The organism is Nocardioides sp., assembly GCF_047607185.1.
Lineage (GTDB): Bacteria > Actinomycetota > Actinomycetes > Propionibacteriales > Nocardioidaceae > Nocardioides.
The window spans coordinates 1-14,535 of sequence record NZ_JASGDQ010000051.1 but is presented as its reverse complement, the minus strand read 5'-3'; the positions used below and the strand labels follow the sequence as shown (position 1 = coordinate 14,535).

The following is a 14,535-nucleotide window of genomic DNA, read 5'->3' as shown; positions in this document are numbered from 1 at the left end:
AGCCGCTGGGCGTCAGTTCTCGGGCCAGACGACCTCGTAGCCGTCGCCGGTCCAGTTGGCGATCTGCGAGCTGGCCAGGCCGCGCCGGTCGTCCTTGGAGAAGGTCCAGCCGGTCCGGGCCAGGCCGGCGAAGTCGCTCAGGCTCTCCAGGCCGGCGGTGATCTCCTCGGTCGAGGTGCCCTTCTCCTGGACCGCCTTCGCCAGTCCCAGGGTGGCGTCATAGGCCATCGCGGAGATCCAGCCGGGCGTCTCGATGCCCTTGGCCTTGAGCTTGTCGGTGAGCTCCTGGTTGATGCCGCCCGGGAACCAGGGCGAGACCGTGAGGTAGCCGACCGCCGCGTCGCCGGCGAGGTCGATCGTGCCCGAGGCGTCGGCGCCGATCCAGGTCGCCTTCAGGCCGAGCTCCTTCGACTGCCGCAGCAGCTTGGCGATGTCAGCCGGGTTGGAGTCGCTGAGGAGGACGTAGGTCGGGTCGGCCTGCTTGAGCTGGGTGATCAGCGGCGTGTAGTCGGCCTGGTCGGGGTCGTGCGGGATGGAGGCGACCGGCGTGATGCCCACGTCGGCGAGCTGCTCGGTCTGCTGCTGCGCGCCGCCCTTGCCGAAGTCGGTGGTGGCGTTGACGATCGCGACCGTCTCACCGGGCTGCAGCTTGGCCTTCACGTAGTCGATGACCGTCTGGTTGCTCCGGTCGCTCTGGGTGCTCCAGCGGAAGGTGTTGTCGTAGTCGTCGGTGATCTGGTTGAGCACCGCCATCACCAGGTGCGGCACGCCGGCGCGCTCGCTCACCTCGGCCGAGGGCAGGATGTCGACGCTCACGATCGGGCCGATCACGGCCGAGAGCTTGTCGGCGGTGACGGCCTGCCGGGTGGACTGGACGCAGATCGCCTGGTCGCTCTGGCAGTCGTAGATCTTCGGCTCGAACGTGTAGTCGTAGTCGCCCGAAGCGTTGAGATCGTCGACCGCCGCCTGCACGCCCGCTTCGAGCTGGGTGCCGTAGGCGGCGAAGTTCCCGGTCTTCTCTGCGACGACGGCGAACTTGAAGGCACTCTTGCCTCCGTCGCCGCCGTTGCTGCTGCCCGAGTCGTCCTTGTCGCTGGAGCCACAGCCCGCGAGCGCCAGTGCCACCGAGGCCACCAGGACCGAGGTAAGGCCAAGCCTGGATCGAGCCATCGACAGTTCCTCCTTGAACTACTTGGTCCCGAGACCTTGATTGGGGTTCCCGACCGTCCGGTCGGTCGACACCCATCGAACTCGATGAATGTGATCTAGGTCAAGTCTCGGTTCGACAATTTCGTGACTACGGTCACAAGGGCGGCGACCCGGTCAGTGGAACGAGAGACCGCCGTTGACGTCGAGAAGCACGCCGCAGACATAGCTGGCCATCGGCGAGGCGAGGAAGGCGATCGCTCGCCCGACCTCCTCAGGCTCGCCCCACCTGCCGATCGGAAAGCCGTCGACGTCGTAGCCCCGAGCCTCGACCATCGGCGTGGCGATCGGGCCCGGCACCACGCCGCCCATCCGCCGCACCGGGCCGCCCCGTCCCGGCGATATCGTCGGGACGTGAGCGACCGTCCGTCGACGCCCCACGACACCGTGCACCCGGCCTGCCGAGTCGTCTCGCTGGTGCCGTCGATCACCGAGGGCCTGGCGACGGTACGCCGACAGGCGATCGTCGGGGCGACCGACTGGTGCACCCACCCCGCCGACCTCGACGTCACCCGGGTGCGCGGCACCAAGAACCCCGACCTGGCCGCGATCCGGGCGCTCGAGCCCGACGTGGTGATCGCCAACAAGGAGGAGAACCGAGAGCTGGACGTGCGCCGGCTGCGGGACTCGGGCATCCGGGTCGAGGTGACCGAGATCGAGACGGTCCCCCAGGCGATCGCGGCCTATGAGCACCTGCTCGACGACGTGCTCGGCTGGCCGCGACCCGAGTGGCTGGCGCGGGCGCGCGAACTGTGGACCGGGCCGCTGCCGCCTATCACCCGCCGGGTCGTCGTACCTGTCTGGCGGGATCCGTGGATGGTGGTGGGCTCACGCACCTTCACCGGCGACCTGCTCCGTCGCCTCGGCTGGGCCAATGTCTTCGAGGACCACGAGCAGCGCTACCCGCATGTCACCGTCGAGGAGATCGAGGACGCCGGTCCGGACGTGGTGCTGCTCCCCGACGAGCCCTACGTCTTCACCGCCGACGACGGCCCGGAGGCGTTCAGCGTCCCGACCGAGCTGGTCAGCGGCCGGCTGATCACCTGGTACGGGCCCAGCTTGATCGAGGCCGCGGAGTTGTGACCAGAGAGTGACCTATCGGACCACGAATCCTTCACAACTCAGCCGAAGGCCGGCTTCTCCTTGGCCAGGAACGCCCGAACCCCCTCGGCGAAGTCGGGGCCGGTGTAGACGTCGTGGAGCAGCTGCTCGTCCGAGGCGGGGGCGGCCTCGATGGTCCTGGCCAGTGACAGCAGCTGCGACTTGGTCGCCCGCAGCGTGACCGCGGAGAGCGCCAGGATCGAGTCGACCAGCTCCTCGACGGCCGGCGAGAGCGAGTCGACCACGGAGAGCACCGCGCCGACGGCGTGCGCCCGGTCGGCGCCGACGAGCCGGGCGGCCAGCAGCATCTCGCGGGTGATCGGCTCGCCGAAGACGGCGGCGCAACGGTAGACGATGGGCGCGGCGAGCGCGTTGCCGAGTGTCCGCGCGATGGGATAGCCGAACCGCGAGGACTCGGTGGCGACGCGCAGGTCACAGTGGGTGGCCACGGCAAGCCCGCCCCCGACGCAGACCCCGTCGACGGCGGCGATGGTGACCTGCGGCAGGGCGAAGAGCTTGTCGAGCAGCGAGCGGATCCAGTCCTCGTAGGCGACCGCGTCCTGGGAAAGAAAGTCGGAGATCTCGTTGCCGGCGGCGAACGCCCGGCCGCCGGCGCCGCGCAGCACCAGCACCCTCACCGACTCGTCGGTGGCCAGCGAGTCGCACAGCGCGTGCATCTCGCCGTACATGTCCCGCGTGAACGCATTGTGCTTCTCGGGGCGGTTGAAGGTCACCTCGACGACGCCGTCGCGCCGCTCCACCAGAAGATCAGTCACGCGCGACAGGCTACTAGCCACCTCGTCAGCAGCGTCCCGTCCTGCTCCACCAGCGAGGTCAACGAGAGGGGTACGTCGACCAGCGGCCCGGCCAGGATCCGCCGGCCGTCGCCGGCGAGGAGCCGGGGCGTGAGCGTCAGGCAGAGCTCGTCGACCAGGCCGGCGCGGACCAGGTCGCCGAGCAGCGACGGTCCACCCTCGCAGAGGATCCGGGACAGCCCCTCGGCGCGCAGCGAGTCCACCAGTGCCCGCAGCTCGGCAGCGCTGCCGCCGGGCACCAGCCGGACCGAGTCCTCCCCCTGGAGCGAGAGCGGCAGCCGATGGCCGACGACCACCAGGGGTACGTCGGCGGGCCGGTATCCCTCCGCCCGCGCCGTGCCAGCTCCGACCAGGAGGGCGTCGGCACCTTCGCGGAGCTGGCTGAAGGCCTCCCGATCGACCTCGTTGTTGACGGTGCCCGACAACCCGTCGGCGCCCTGGGCGGCGCCGTCCACAGAGGACACCATGTTGGCCCGCAGCCACGGCCCGTCGGGCCACTCGTATGACCCGGACCCGATCAACGCTGCCATCTCATCACCCAGTACTGCACCCCATAGGGCGCGTCGTCGTAGTCCACGGACACCAGCCGGGCTCCTTCCAGCAGGTCCGCCAGCTCGCCGAACGACTCGGTCGAGGCCCACAGCTCCTTCGCCAGACCGTCGTCCACGGCCCGTAGGTCGGCCGGCGAGGGGGCGACCAGCGCGGCCCGCAGCTCGGCGTCGAAGGGCTCGGCCCGCGGATCGAGATAGCCCGGCGCCTTCTCGGTCCGCTTGGCCGAGCCGTTGCCGACCAGCACCGTGTCGGCCCAGGTTTCGGCGCCGGCCACCGCCGTACGCAGCTCGGGCACCGGATCGATCAGCGAGGCGTACTCCGGCCGCAGCGCCAGCACGCCCGGCACCAGCGCGATCCTCATTGGAGCCCCCTGATCGCCCTCGCCGGCGGCCGCCGGCCGGCGATCGACCACACCATGTCGACGCATCGCCGGGTCTCCACCACCTGATGCACCCGGTAGATCCGCGCCCCGGCCAGTGCACAGACGGCGGTGGCGGCGAGCGTGCCGGTCAGCCGGGAGCCCACCGGCAGGTCCAGGGTCTCGCCGACGAAGTCCTTGTTGGACAGCGAGACCAGCACCGGCCAGCCGGTCTCGACCATCTCAGGGAGCCGGCGGGTGACCTCCAGGGAGTGGAAGGTGTTCTTGCCGAAGTCGTGGGCGGGGTCGATGACGATCGACTCCTTCGTGACGCCCGCGTCGAGGGCGCGCTGGGCGTAGGAGAGGCAGTCGGCGAGCACCGCCGCCATCACGTCGTCGTACTCGATCCGATAGGGCCGCGTCCGCGGCGTCACCCCGCCGGTATGGGTGCAGACGATGGCGGCGTCGTGCTCGGCGGCGACCGAGACCAGCTCGGGGTCCGCGCCACCCCAGGCGTCGTTGATGACGTCGGCACCGGCCGCACAGACCGCGTCGGCGACCGAGGCGCGCCAGGTGTCGACCGAGATGACCAGCGCCGGGTACGCCGCGCGCACCCGGGCCACGAAGTCGACGACCCGGGCCCGCTCCTCCGCCTCGGAGATCTCCGCACCCGGCGCGGCCTTGATGCCGCCGATGTCGACGATCTCGGCGCCCTGCTCGACGACCTCCGCGACGCGCTCGAAGGCCGCCTCCTCGGCCCAGGTCGCGCCCTGGTCGAAGAAAGAGTCGGGGGTTCGGTTGACGATCGCCATCATCAGTGGCCGGTCGTCGTCGAAGGTGTGCCTGCCGAGCCTCACGACGCCGCCTCCAGCAGCGAGGCGGCGGGCGGCCGCTCGACGGCGAGTACGTCGCGCTCCACCGCCTCGACGGCGCCGTCGTGACGCCGGAACTGACGCAGCGCGACCGTGTCCGGTGCGGGCCGGTCCAGCCGGCGGCCGGCGGCGGCCAGGAGCTGCGCCGCCATCACGCCGAGGTCCAGCAGGTCCTGGTGGCGGTGGCCCCGCAGACCGAGGTCCACCTGCGCGATCGCCTCGGGGCCGAGCCGCGCCAGGGTGTCCACGAGGGCGGCCAGCTCGACCGCATAGCCGGTCGGCACCGACAGCGAGGCGAACAGCGAGCGCCGTACCGCCCACTCCCCGGCCAGCGGCTGCACCAGTCCTGCCAGCGCCGGCCACTCCAGCGCGATCAACGGCCGCGCCACCAGCTCGGTCACCCGGCCGCCGTCGAGCGGACCCAGCTCGCCGGGCCGCTCGTAGAAGCCCTTCACCAGCGAGGCCGACGAGGTCAGCAGCGGCCCGAGCAGGCCGGGCACGAAGTGGGTGTCCCACTCGACCAGGTCGGCGTCCATGAAGACCAGCAGGTCACCGCTGGTCACGAAGAGCGACTTCCACATCGCCTCGCCCTTGCCGGGATGGCTGCCCAGGTCGGGGCGGATCGAGGCTGCGGCGAAGACGGCCGCGCCGGCGTCGGCGGCCACCCGGGCGGTGGCGTCGGTGGAGTCGGAGTCGATCACGACGATCTCGTCGACCAGCGCGACAGTGTCGACCAGCGCGGTGCGCAGCCGGGTCACGATGTCACCGACGGTGGCTGCCTCGTTGCGCGCCGGCACCACCAGCGACACCGTCGTCGCGCCCTTGCGAGCGACCAGGGAGTCGAGTGTCCACTCGTCCCAGTGGTGAGTCGCGATCACGTCACGACACTATCGGGCCAAGTGTCAGCGCAGCGCTCGCACGATCCCCTTCACCAGCGCGCGGGCGTAGCCGCGGCGGCCCTGGGCCGAGGTCATCCGGCGGGCCTCGGTGGCGTTGCGCATATTGCCGAGCTCGACCATCGCCACGGGTACGTCGGACAGGTTGAGCGTTCCCAGGTCACCCCGGACGTCGAGACCGTCGCCGCCGGCGATGTAGTTGGCCCGCGGCAGGTCCGCCCTGACCAGCGCCGCGCGCAGCGTCCGGGCGAGCCGCAGCGAGGGCGCGGCGATGTCGTCGGTCCAGCCCTCGATCCGGGCCGGGGCGATCACGTGGAAGCCCCGCGCGCCGGGAGACAAGGACCCGTCGGCGTGGATGGACACCTTGAGGTCGGCGTGGATCTTGTTGCCGGCCCGGCCCCGGACGTCGACGCACGGCCCCCACGCCGAGCGCGAGTTGGAGTGCCGGGTCATGATCACCCGGACGCCGCGCTCACGCAGTGCCTTGGCCACCAGCCGGGCCACCTGCCAGTTGAACGTCGCCTCCGGGTAGCCGCCGTTGGTCGAGGTGCCGGTGGTGTTGCACGGCTTGCGGGTCGGCCCGGCCGTCACGAGCCGGTTGATCTGGGTCGGGTGGCTGGCATTGCCGAGCTGGTGGCCGGGGTCGAGCACGACCACCTTGCCGGACAGGTCGCCGGCCGGCGCCGTCCGCGCCACGTCGACCCGCTCCGCCGAGGCCGTCCCACCGAGACCGAGGACGAGCAGCACGGAGACGGCGAGAGCGCGGAGAAGCACCCGACGACCCTAGGGCATGTCCGGATATCGTGAACGCTCCGGAGGAAAATGGAGGATGAGATGTCCTGGATGGTGACCGGCGGCGCGGGCTACATCGGCGCGCACGTCGTACGGGCCCTGCTGGCCGCCGACATCGAGCCCGTCGTGGTCGACGACCTGTCCACCGGCTTCGCCCGGTTCGTGCCCGACGGCGTCCCGTTCGTCACCACCACCATCCTCGACCAGGCCGCCCTCGAGGACGCCATCAAGAACCACGGCGTCGAGGGCGTCATCCACCTCGCCGGCTTCAAGTACGCCGGCGTCAGCGTGAGCCGCCCGCTGCACACCTATGCCCAGAACGTGCAGGGCACCGTCAGCCTGCTGGAGGCGATGACCGCCACCGGCGTGGACAAGATCGTCTTCTCCTCCTCGGCGGCCACCTTCGGCACCCCAGACGTCGACCTGGTCACCGAGCAGACGCCGACCAAGCCCGAGAGCCCGTACGGCGAGACCAAGCTGATCGGCGAGTGGCTGATCCGCGACGCCGCCACGGCGTACGGCCTCAAGCACACCAGCCTGCGCTACTTCAACGTCGTCGGCTCCGGCACCGAAGAGCTGTTCGACGCCAGCCCGCACAACCTCTTCCCGCTGGTCTTCGACGCGCTCACCAACGGTCGTGTGCCGCAGGTCAACGGCGACGACTACGACACCCCGGACGGCAGCTGCGTGCGCGACTACGTCCACGTCGCCGACCTCGCCCACTCCCACGCCGTGGCCGCCCGCAAGCTCGCCGCCGGTGAGAGCCTCGAGCCGGTCTACAACCTCGGCAGCGGCACCGGGTCGAGCGTGAAGGAGATCATGATCGCCGTCCGCGAGGTGACCGGCATCGACTTCACCCCCCAGATCGGGCCACGCCGCCCCGGCGACCCCGCCCGCATCGTCGCCACCGGCGAACTCGCCGCCCGGGACCTCGACTGGCAGATGCGCCACACCCTGCGCGACATGGTCGCCTCCGCCTGGTCCGCCCGCCAGGCCGCCGGCGACGCCTACTAGCGCGAGTCGGCAGAAGTGCGGGTCTGTAGAGGCCCGAGTCGGCACAAGTGCGGGCCTGGTCCACAGCGGGCTGTGGAGTATTCCGGCACTTGTGCCGACTCGGCACTCCTGGAGCCAGCACTTGTGCCGACTCGGCACTCCTGGAGCCAGCACTTGTGCCGACTCGCGCTCAACGGTGGTCGAGGAGCCTCAAGAGGTAGGCGCCGTACCCGCTCTTGAGCAGGCTCTGGGCGCGGTCGGCGAGCTCCTCGTCGGAGAGCCAGCCCATCCGCCAGGCGACCTCCTCGGGGGCGCCGATCTTGGTGCCCTGTCGGTGTTCGATGGCGCGGATGTAGTTGGCGGCCTCGTTGAGGTCCTCGATCGTGCCGGTGTCGAGCCAGGCCGAGCCGCGCGGCAGCACCTCGACATGCAGCCGGCCGGCCTCGAGATAGAGCCGGTTGAGGTCGGTGATCTCCAGCTCGCCACGCGCGGACGGCTTCAGCGAACGCGCCAGTTCGACGACGGAGTTGTCGTAGAAGTAGAGGCCCGGGACGGCGTAGGAGCTCTTGGGCTCGGCCGGCTTCTCCTCCAGCGAGAGCGCCCTGAAGTCGGCGTCGAACTCCACCACGCCGTACGCCGTCGGGTCGGCGACCGGGTAGCCGAAGACCGCCGCCCCCTCGAGCTCCTCGAAGCGACGCAGCCTGGTGCCGAGCCCGGCGCCGTAGAAGATGTTGTCGCCGAGCACCAGTGCGGCGCGGTCGGAGCCGATGTGCTCGGCACCGATCGTGAACGCCTGCGCGAGGCCGTCGGGCGAGGGCTGCTGGCGGTAGGTGATGGTGATGCCGAACTGCGAGCCGTCGCCCAGCAGCCGCTCGAACGCCTCCGCGTCGTGGGGGGTGGTGATGATCAGGACGTCCCGGATGCCGGCCAGCATCAGCGTGGTGAGGGGGTAGTAGATCATCGGCTTGTCGTAGACCGGCATGAGCTGCTTGCTCACCGCGAGCGTGATCGGGTGCAGGCGCGAGCCGGTGCCACCGGCGAGGATGATTCCCTTCACCTGCGTCAGGTTACCTAGACTCAGTCTCGTGAATCGCATCCTCGTCACCGGCGGAGCCGGCTTCATCGGCTCCAATTTCGTCCACCACGTCGTCGCCACCACCGACGCCGAGGTGACGGTGCTCGACAAGCTGACCTACGCCTCGAGCGAGGAGTCCCTCGCCGCGCTGCCCTCGGACCGGGTCAGGCTCGTGGTCGGCGACATCGCCGACTTCGACACCGTCGACCCGCTGGTGGCCGCCGTCGACGCGGTCGTTCACTACGCCGCCGAGTCGCACAACGACAACTCGCTCAGCGACCCGGCGCCGTTCATCAAGACCAACCTGGTGGGCACCTTCACGCTGCTGGAGGCGGCTCGCAAGCACGACGTACGGTTCCACCACGTCTCGACCGACGAGGTCTACGGCGACCTGGAGCTCGATGACCCCAAGCGGTTCACCGAGGACACGCCGTACCAGCCCTCTTCGCCCTACTCCGCGAGCAAGGCCGGCTCCGACCACCTGGTCCGCGCCTGGGTCCGCTCCTTCGGGGTGCGTGCGACGATCTCCAACTGCTCCAACAACTACGGTCCTTGGCAGCACATCGAGAAGTTCATCCCGCGCCAGATCACCGAGGTGATCGAGGGCCGCCGGCCCCGGCTCTACGGCGATGGCCTCAACGTGCGCGACTGGATCCACACCGAGGACCACTCCAGCGCCGTGATGGCGATCCTGGAGCGGGGCCGGATCGGCGAGACCTACCTGATCGGCGCCGACGGCGAGTTGTCCAATGTCGAGGTGGTCAAGGCGATCCTGCGCCACTTCGGCCGCCCCGAGGACGACATCGAGTGGGTCACCGACCGCGCCGGTCACGACCGCCGCTACGCCATCGAGTCCGGCAAGCTCCGCACCGAGTTGGGCTGGCAGCCGAAGTTCCAGGACTTCGACAAGGGCCTGGCCGACACCATCGCCTGGTACCAGGCCAACGAGGCGTGGTGGCGCCCGCTCAAGGCCGAGACCGAGGCCAAGTACGCCGCCAAGGGCCACTGACGAGTCGGCAGAAGTGCAGGTCGTCAGACCGCCGAGTCGGCACAAGTGCAGGCCCGCCCCCAGCACTTCTGCCGACTCGAGCCCCTATGGACCAGCACTTCTGCCGACTCGAGCCTCTACAGACCCGCACTTCTGCCGACTCGGCGATAGGGAGAGAGCATGACTGAGCTGACGATCGAACCGACCGCGATCCCGGGGCTGCTGGTCGTCCGGCTGCCGCTGCACGGCGACAGCCGCGGCTGGTTCAAGGAGAACTGGCAGCGGGAGAAGATGGTCGCCCTCGGCCTGCCCGACTTCGGTCCGGTGCAGAACAACATGTCGTTCAACGCCAAGCGGGGCGCGACCCGAGGCATCCACACCGAGCCGTGGGACAAGTTCGTCTCGGTCGCCGTCGGCCGGGTCTTCGCCGCCTGGGTCGACATGCGCGCGGGCGACAGCTTCGGCAACACCTTCTCGATCGAGATCGGCCCCGACGTCGCGGTCTTCGTGCCGCGCGGGGTCGGCAACTCCTACCAGGCGCTGGAGGACGGCACCGTCTACTCCTACCTGGTCAACGACCACTACGTGCCCGGCAAGGTCTACCCCGCGCTCAACCTGCGCGACGAGACCGCGGCGATCCCGTGGCCGATCCCGCTGGACTCGGCGGAGGTCGAGATCAGCGACAAGGACCAGGCCAACCCCAGGCTCGCCGATGTCGTGCCGATGCAGCCGAAGAAGACCCTCATCGTCGGCGCCAAGGGCCAACTCGGCCGCGCGCTGAGCAGGGTCTTCCCCGACGCCGACCAGGTCGACCTCGACGAGCTCGACATCTCCGACCCCGCCGCGGTGGCCGCCTGGCCCTGGCAGGAGTACGCCGTCGTGCTCAACGCGGCCGCCTACACCGCGGTCGACCTCGCGGAGACGCCGGAGGGGCGTCGTACCTCCTGGGTCGCCAACGCCACCGCGCCCGCGCTGCTGGCCCACGCCGCCACCGAGCATCGGCTGACCCTCGTACACGTCTCCAGCGACTACGTCTTCGACGGTACGGCGACCAGGCACACCGAGGACGAGCCGCTCTCGCCGCTGGGGGTCTACGGCCAGTCGAAGGCAGCCGGCGACATCGCGGTGCAGACGACGCCGCGGCACTACCTGGTGCGCACCTCCTGGGTGATCGGCGAGGGCAAGAACTTCGTGCTGACGATGAGGTCGCTCGCCGAGCAGGGCGTCTCCCCCAGCGTGGTCTCCGACCAGATCGGTCGGCTCACCTTCACCACCACGCTCGCCGATGCGATCGCCCACCTGCTCACCACCGGAGCGCCGTACGGCGTCTACAACGTCTCCAACGGCGGCGACCCGCTCTCCTGGCAAGCCATCGCCGCCGAGGTGTTCGCGCTGTCCGGCCGGAGCAAGGACGACGTCGCCGCGACGACCACCGAGGACTACTTCAAGGGCGCTGTCGATGCCGGCAAGCCGATCAGTCCGCGGCCCCTCAACTCGGTGCTCGACCTGACCAGGCTCGAGGCCACCGGCTTCACCCCGCCCGACCAGCTCACCGCGCTGCGTGCCTACCTGGCGGAGTAGCCGCCAACCGGATGTGTCCGTCCGCACATCCGCCCTGCTTGCAACTGTTATCGTTTGCTAGCAGACTGGGAAGCATGGTCAAGAGCAAGGGCAAGGTCTCGTCGACCGCACGCGCCCTGGGTGAATATCTCAAGGAGCAGCGGATCTCGGCTCAGCTCTCGCTGCGCCAGCTCGCCGACCAGGCAGGGGTCTCCAACCCCTACCTGAGCCAGATCGAGCGCGGGCTGCGCAAGCCGTCCGCCGAAGTGCTGCAGCAGATCGCCAAGGCGCTTCGCATCTCCGCCGAGCAGCTCTACGTGCGCGCCGGGATCCTCAACCCCGAGGACGGCGTCGGCGGCTCGGTCGAGCTGGCCGTGCTGGGCGACACGAAGCTGACCGAGCGGCAGAAGCAGTCGCTGCTCGACGTCTACGCGTCCTTCCTGGCACTCAACAACCGACCCGTCGAGTCACCGCAGACCGACGAGTCCTGAAGTAACGCTCGTCCCACGAAGGAGAAACTGACATGCCGAAGTTCGAGCTCCCCAAGATCGACCTGGACCTGGCCAAGGTCGAGGTGCCCAAGCCGGTCTACGCCGGCGCCGGTGTCGCCGACCTCGCGGTCGAGGCCGTCAAGGACTACGTCGAGACCGTCACCAAGAGGGTGACCGGCTACCAGAAGGACCTGACCAAGCGAGTCAGCGACTACCAGCGGTCGGTGACCGGCTTCGAGCCGAAGGCATTCGCCGGCACCGCTCGTAGCAAGGCCACCAGCCAGTTCGAGACGCTGACCACCGAGGCGCGAGCCCGCCGCGCGCAGGTGGAGGCCAAGGTCACCGAACTGCAGGACGGCGCCAGGTCGCTGCCAGGCAAGGTGACCTCCTACTACAAGGAGACCACCTCGACCGCCACCGACACCTACGGCGACCTGGTCAAGCGGGGCGAGGTCCTCGTCGCCAAGCTTCGGGGCGAGACCCCGGCTCCGGTCGAGCCGGCTCCGGTGAAGGCCCCCGCGAAGAAGGCGCCCGCCGCCAAGAAGGCCCCCGCGAAGAAGGCGCCCGCCGCCAAGAAGGCACCGGCCAAGAAGGCTCCCGCCGCCAAGAAGGCCTGAGGTCGTTCGCACCCCAGGGCCCGTCCGCACCCTCCTTGCGAGGATGTGGACGGGCCCTGGTCGGTCTCTGTCTCGCGTAGGATCGTGGCCATGGACCACCTGCTCGGCATTCCGAACGCCGTCTCCCTGGTGGTGTACGTCGTGTTGCTGGCGGTCAAGATCTTCGCCTTCGTCAGCAGCCTGCTCTACTCCGCCGAGCACTACCGCGTCGCCGAGAAGTGGAGCAAGGGCGGCTGGGTGGCCGTGACCGGCATCGCAGCGCTGCTGCAGGGCGCCTGGTTCGTGCCGATGTTCGTCAACCTCGCGCTGACCATCGCGACCTTCGTCTACCTGGCCGACGTCCGGCCAGCACTGGCCGGGCTCCGCCGCCGTTAGCGGTGGCCCAACCGGTAGCCTTCTCCGCGTGATCGGGGAGAAGGACGACCGCCCGTGGGGGTACTGGCAGGTTCTCGACGAAGGCGACGGCTTCAAGGTCAAGCGGATCACCGTGAGGCCGGGGTCCCGGCTCTCGTACCAAACTCATCAGCACCGTGCCGAGCACTGGGTGGTCGCGAGCGGCACCGCCACCTGCGTCATCGACGGCGAGACGGTCGTCGTCGGGGTCGGCCAGTGCCTCGACATCCCGACCGGGGCCGCCCACCGGCTCGGCAACGCCGGCGAGGGAGAGCTGGTGATCATCGAGGTGATGCGCGGCTCCTACCTCGGCGAGGACGACATCATCCGGCTCGAGGACGACTTCGGCCGCGCCGAGGCCTGAGCGATCACCATGACCATCCAGCACCACCCCGCCCCCGGTGAGCTCGACGATCTCGAGCTGATCGCCTCCGGCGCGCTGCCGGGGCCGCTCGACCTCGCACTGCCGGCCGAGGTCGCGGCCGCCGCCAGCGAGGCCGGCGTCGTCGAGCTCGTCGACCCGGAGGGCCTGCCGCTCGCCCGTGTCGGCTGGCCCTCGGGGGAGGTGACGCCGTTGAGCCGCCCGGAGTACGGCCCGTTCCGGCGGCTCCACCTCACCCCGGAGCAGGCACGTGCCCAGCATCCCGACGGCTTCACCGCCGTCCTGGTCGGCGGCGTCGCCGACCGGCCGGCCGCGCTGCGGGCCGCGCTCTCGTCGTACGACGACGTGGTCGCGATCCCCGTCTCCCACGACCATCCGCGGCTGGCCGAGGTGCTGGCGGCCTACGGCGATCCCGCCGTCGCCCCGCCGGTCGAGGCCACCGGCTCCGGCGGCCTGGTGGTCTTCTTCACCGGGCTCTCCGGCAGCGGCAAGTCGACGCTGGCGCGGGCGCTGATGGACATCCTGCTCGAGGGTGGCCGCCAGGTCACCTCCCTCGACGGCGACGTCGTACGACGCCACCTCTCGGCCGGGCTGACCTTCTCCAAGGCGGACCGGGAGACCAACATCCGCCGGATCGGCTGGGTCGCCGCCGAGATCGCCCGGCATGGCGGCATCGCGGTCTGCAGCCCGATCGCGCCCTTCGACGCGACCCGGCAGGACGTACGCCACTACGTCGAGGACGCCGGCGGCCGGTTCTTCCTGGTCCACGTCGCGACGCCGCTGGCGGAGTGCGAGCGGCGCGACCGCAAGGGCCTCTACGCCAAGGCCCGTGCCGGTGAGATCCCGGAGTTCACCGGGATCTCCTCCCCCTACGAGGAGCCGAGCGACGCCGATGTCGTCGTCGACACCACCGGCCGCACCATCGAGGACGCTCTGGGGGACGTGCTCGACGGCCTGCGAGCCACCGGGCTGGTCGACGTGCCGGAGCCGGCCGAGCCGTTCCACGTCCTCTCCTGGTGCTGACCGCGGAGAGCGCTCACCGCAGCTACATCCTCGACGACCGCCCGGACATGGTCGGCAAGGTGCTGACTCTCGGGCAGGCGGCCGCCGCGATCGAGCGGGTGGGGACCGGGCTGGGCCGCGAGGAACTGCTGCTGCGGCTGGCGCGGTCGCGGGGCAACGCCGGCCTGGCGACCGACATCGGCGACCCTTACCGACGTGGCCCGGAGGCCGCGGCCGAGTGCGCCGACCACATCAGCCGGCTGCTCGGCGTCGTCATCCCTGCCCTGAGGTAGCCGACAGCGGCCGCGACAGGCTACTAGTGGTCGTCTCCGGAAGTTCGTCCCGGGTCTGCGCGGCCCAGGCACACCCATCGCGGCGTTGGCGCCGCTCGGAAGACGCCCGGTATGCCGTCGCGACGCCGCCTTGCGCTGCGCGCACCTGG

19 protein-coding genes are annotated in these 14,535 nt (G+C 70.2%); 10 read left to right on the top strand and 9 right to left on the bottom strand.

Annotated features, from left to right (window positions below; genetic code table 11):
• Positions 1-12: 12 nt before the first annotated feature.
• Both QM595_RS04960 and QM595_RS04955 read right to left on the bottom strand, forming a co-directional pair.
• Positions 13-1,170: an ABC transporter substrate-binding protein gene (locus QM595_RS04960; RefSeq protein ID WP_415170418.1), complete on the bottom strand. Its 1,158-nt coding sequence runs from the start codon at positions 1,168-1,170 to the stop codon at positions 13-15.
• 153 nt (positions 1,171-1,323) lie between these two features.
• A complete protein-coding gene (locus QM595_RS04955) occupies positions 1,324-1,518 on the bottom strand; it encodes an SDR family oxidoreductase (protein ID WP_415170453.1) in 195 nt (64 codons plus the stop codon).
• Between the two features lie 42 nt (positions 1,519-1,560).
• On the opposite strand from QM595_RS04955, the gene QM595_RS04950 reads away from it, so the two are divergent.
• Positions 1,561-2,289, top strand: a complete 729-nt coding sequence (locus tag QM595_RS04950; protein ID WP_415170417.1) for a helical backbone metal receptor — start codon at positions 1,561-1,563, stop codon at positions 2,287-2,289.
• Between the two features lie 38 nt (positions 2,290-2,327).
• On the opposite strand, the gene QM595_RS04945 is transcribed toward QM595_RS04950, so the two are convergent.
• From QM595_RS04945 to QM595_RS04920, 6 genes are read right to left on the bottom strand one after another with little or no spacing between them, the layout of a single operon-like run.
• Positions 2,328-3,083, bottom strand: a complete 756-nt coding sequence (locus tag QM595_RS04945) for an enoyl-CoA hydratase-related protein (protein WP_415170416.1) — start codon at positions 3,081-3,083, stop codon at positions 2,328-2,330.
• Positions 3,080-3,652, bottom strand: coding sequence for a dihydrofolate reductase family protein (locus tag QM595_RS04940; RefSeq protein ID WP_415170415.1), 573 nt, complete (start codon positions 3,650-3,652; stop codon positions 3,080-3,082). The genes QM595_RS04945 and QM595_RS04940 overlap by 4 nt, the downstream gene beginning before the upstream one ends.
• On the bottom strand, positions 3,640-4,035 hold the full coding sequence (locus QM595_RS04935; RefSeq protein ID WP_415170414.1) for a hypothetical protein: 396 nt from the start codon (positions 4,033-4,035) through the stop codon (positions 3,640-3,642). The genes QM595_RS04940 and QM595_RS04935 overlap by 13 nt, the downstream gene beginning before the upstream one ends.
• Positions 4,032-4,847, bottom strand: coding sequence for a dihydropteroate synthase (folP, locus tag QM595_RS04930; RefSeq protein ID WP_415170452.1), 816 nt, complete (start codon positions 4,845-4,847; stop codon positions 4,032-4,034). The genes QM595_RS04935 and folP overlap by 4 nt, the downstream gene beginning before the upstream one ends.
• A gap of 38 nt (positions 4,848-4,885) precedes the next feature.
• Complete coding sequence (locus QM595_RS04925; RefSeq protein ID WP_415170413.1) at positions 4,886-5,782, bottom strand: glucosyl-3-phosphoglycerate synthase; 897 nt, start codon at positions 5,780-5,782, stop codon at positions 4,886-4,888.
• A 24-nt stretch (positions 5,783-5,806) separates the two neighbouring features.
• On the bottom strand, positions 5,807-6,574 hold the full coding sequence (locus QM595_RS04920; RefSeq protein ID WP_415170412.1) for an N-acetylmuramoyl-L-alanine amidase: 768 nt from the start codon (positions 6,572-6,574) through the stop codon (positions 5,807-5,809).
• 60 nt (positions 6,575-6,634) lie between these two features.
• On the opposite strand from QM595_RS04920, the gene galE reads away from it, so the two are divergent.
• On the top strand, positions 6,635-7,606 hold the full coding sequence (gene galE / locus QM595_RS04915) for a UDP-glucose 4-epimerase GalE (RefSeq protein ID WP_415170411.1): 972 nt from the start codon (positions 6,635-6,637) through the stop codon (positions 7,604-7,606).
• A 169-nt stretch (positions 7,607-7,775) separates the two neighbouring features.
• Here galE and rfbA read toward each other — a convergent pair whose 3' ends face one another.
• The gene (rfbA, locus tag QM595_RS04910) at positions 7,776-8,642 is read right to left on the bottom strand and encodes a glucose-1-phosphate thymidylyltransferase RfbA (protein WP_415170410.1); all 867 of its coding nucleotides are present in this window, start codon (positions 8,640-8,642) and stop codon (positions 7,776-7,778) included.
• Here rfbA and rfbB point away from each other — a divergent pair.
• The 8 genes from rfbB (at position 8,629) to QM595_RS04870 (ending at position 14,386) form a co-directional block, all read left to right on the top strand.
• The gene (rfbB, locus tag QM595_RS04905; protein ID WP_415170409.1) at positions 8,629-9,669 is read left to right on the top strand and encodes a dTDP-glucose 4,6-dehydratase; all 1,041 of its coding nucleotides are present in this window, start codon (positions 8,629-8,631) and stop codon (positions 9,667-9,669) included. The two genes, rfbA and rfbB, sit on opposite strands and share 14 nt — an antisense overlap.
• A gap of 159 nt (positions 9,670-9,828) precedes the next feature.
• Entirely contained in the window at positions 9,829-11,229 is a 1,401-nt protein-coding gene (locus QM595_RS04900; RefSeq protein WP_415170408.1) for a sugar nucleotide-binding protein, read from the top strand.
• A 74-nt stretch (positions 11,230-11,303) separates the two neighbouring features.
• Positions 11,304-11,699, top strand: coding sequence for a helix-turn-helix domain-containing protein (locus QM595_RS04895; protein WP_415170407.1), 396 nt, complete (start codon positions 11,304-11,306; stop codon positions 11,697-11,699).
• A gap of 32 nt (positions 11,700-11,731) precedes the next feature.
• Entirely contained in the window at positions 11,732-12,316 is a 585-nt protein-coding gene (locus tag QM595_RS04890) for a hypothetical protein (protein WP_415170406.1), read from the top strand.
• A 90-nt stretch (positions 12,317-12,406) separates the two neighbouring features.
• Complete coding sequence (locus tag QM595_RS04885) at positions 12,407-12,691, top strand: DUF2516 family protein (RefSeq protein ID WP_415170405.1); 285 nt, start codon at positions 12,407-12,409, stop codon at positions 12,689-12,691.
• 28 nt (positions 12,692-12,719) lie between these two features.
• Positions 12,720-13,073, top strand: a complete 354-nt coding sequence (locus tag QM595_RS04880) for a phosphomannose isomerase type II C-terminal cupin domain (RefSeq protein ID WP_415170404.1) — start codon at positions 12,720-12,722, stop codon at positions 13,071-13,073.
• Between the two features lie 9 nt (positions 13,074-13,082).
• A complete protein-coding gene (gene cysC / locus QM595_RS04875) occupies positions 13,083-14,114 on the top strand; it encodes an adenylyl-sulfate kinase (protein WP_415170403.1) in 1,032 nt (343 codons plus the stop codon).
• Positions 14,108-14,386 (top strand): hypothetical protein, encoded by a 279-nt coding sequence (locus tag QM595_RS04870; protein WP_415170402.1) that lies wholly within the window; start codon positions 14,108-14,110, stop codon positions 14,384-14,386. Before cysC ends, QM595_RS04870 begins: the two co-directional genes overlap by 7 nt.
• The last annotated feature ends 149 nt before the right edge of the window (positions 14,387-14,535 follow it).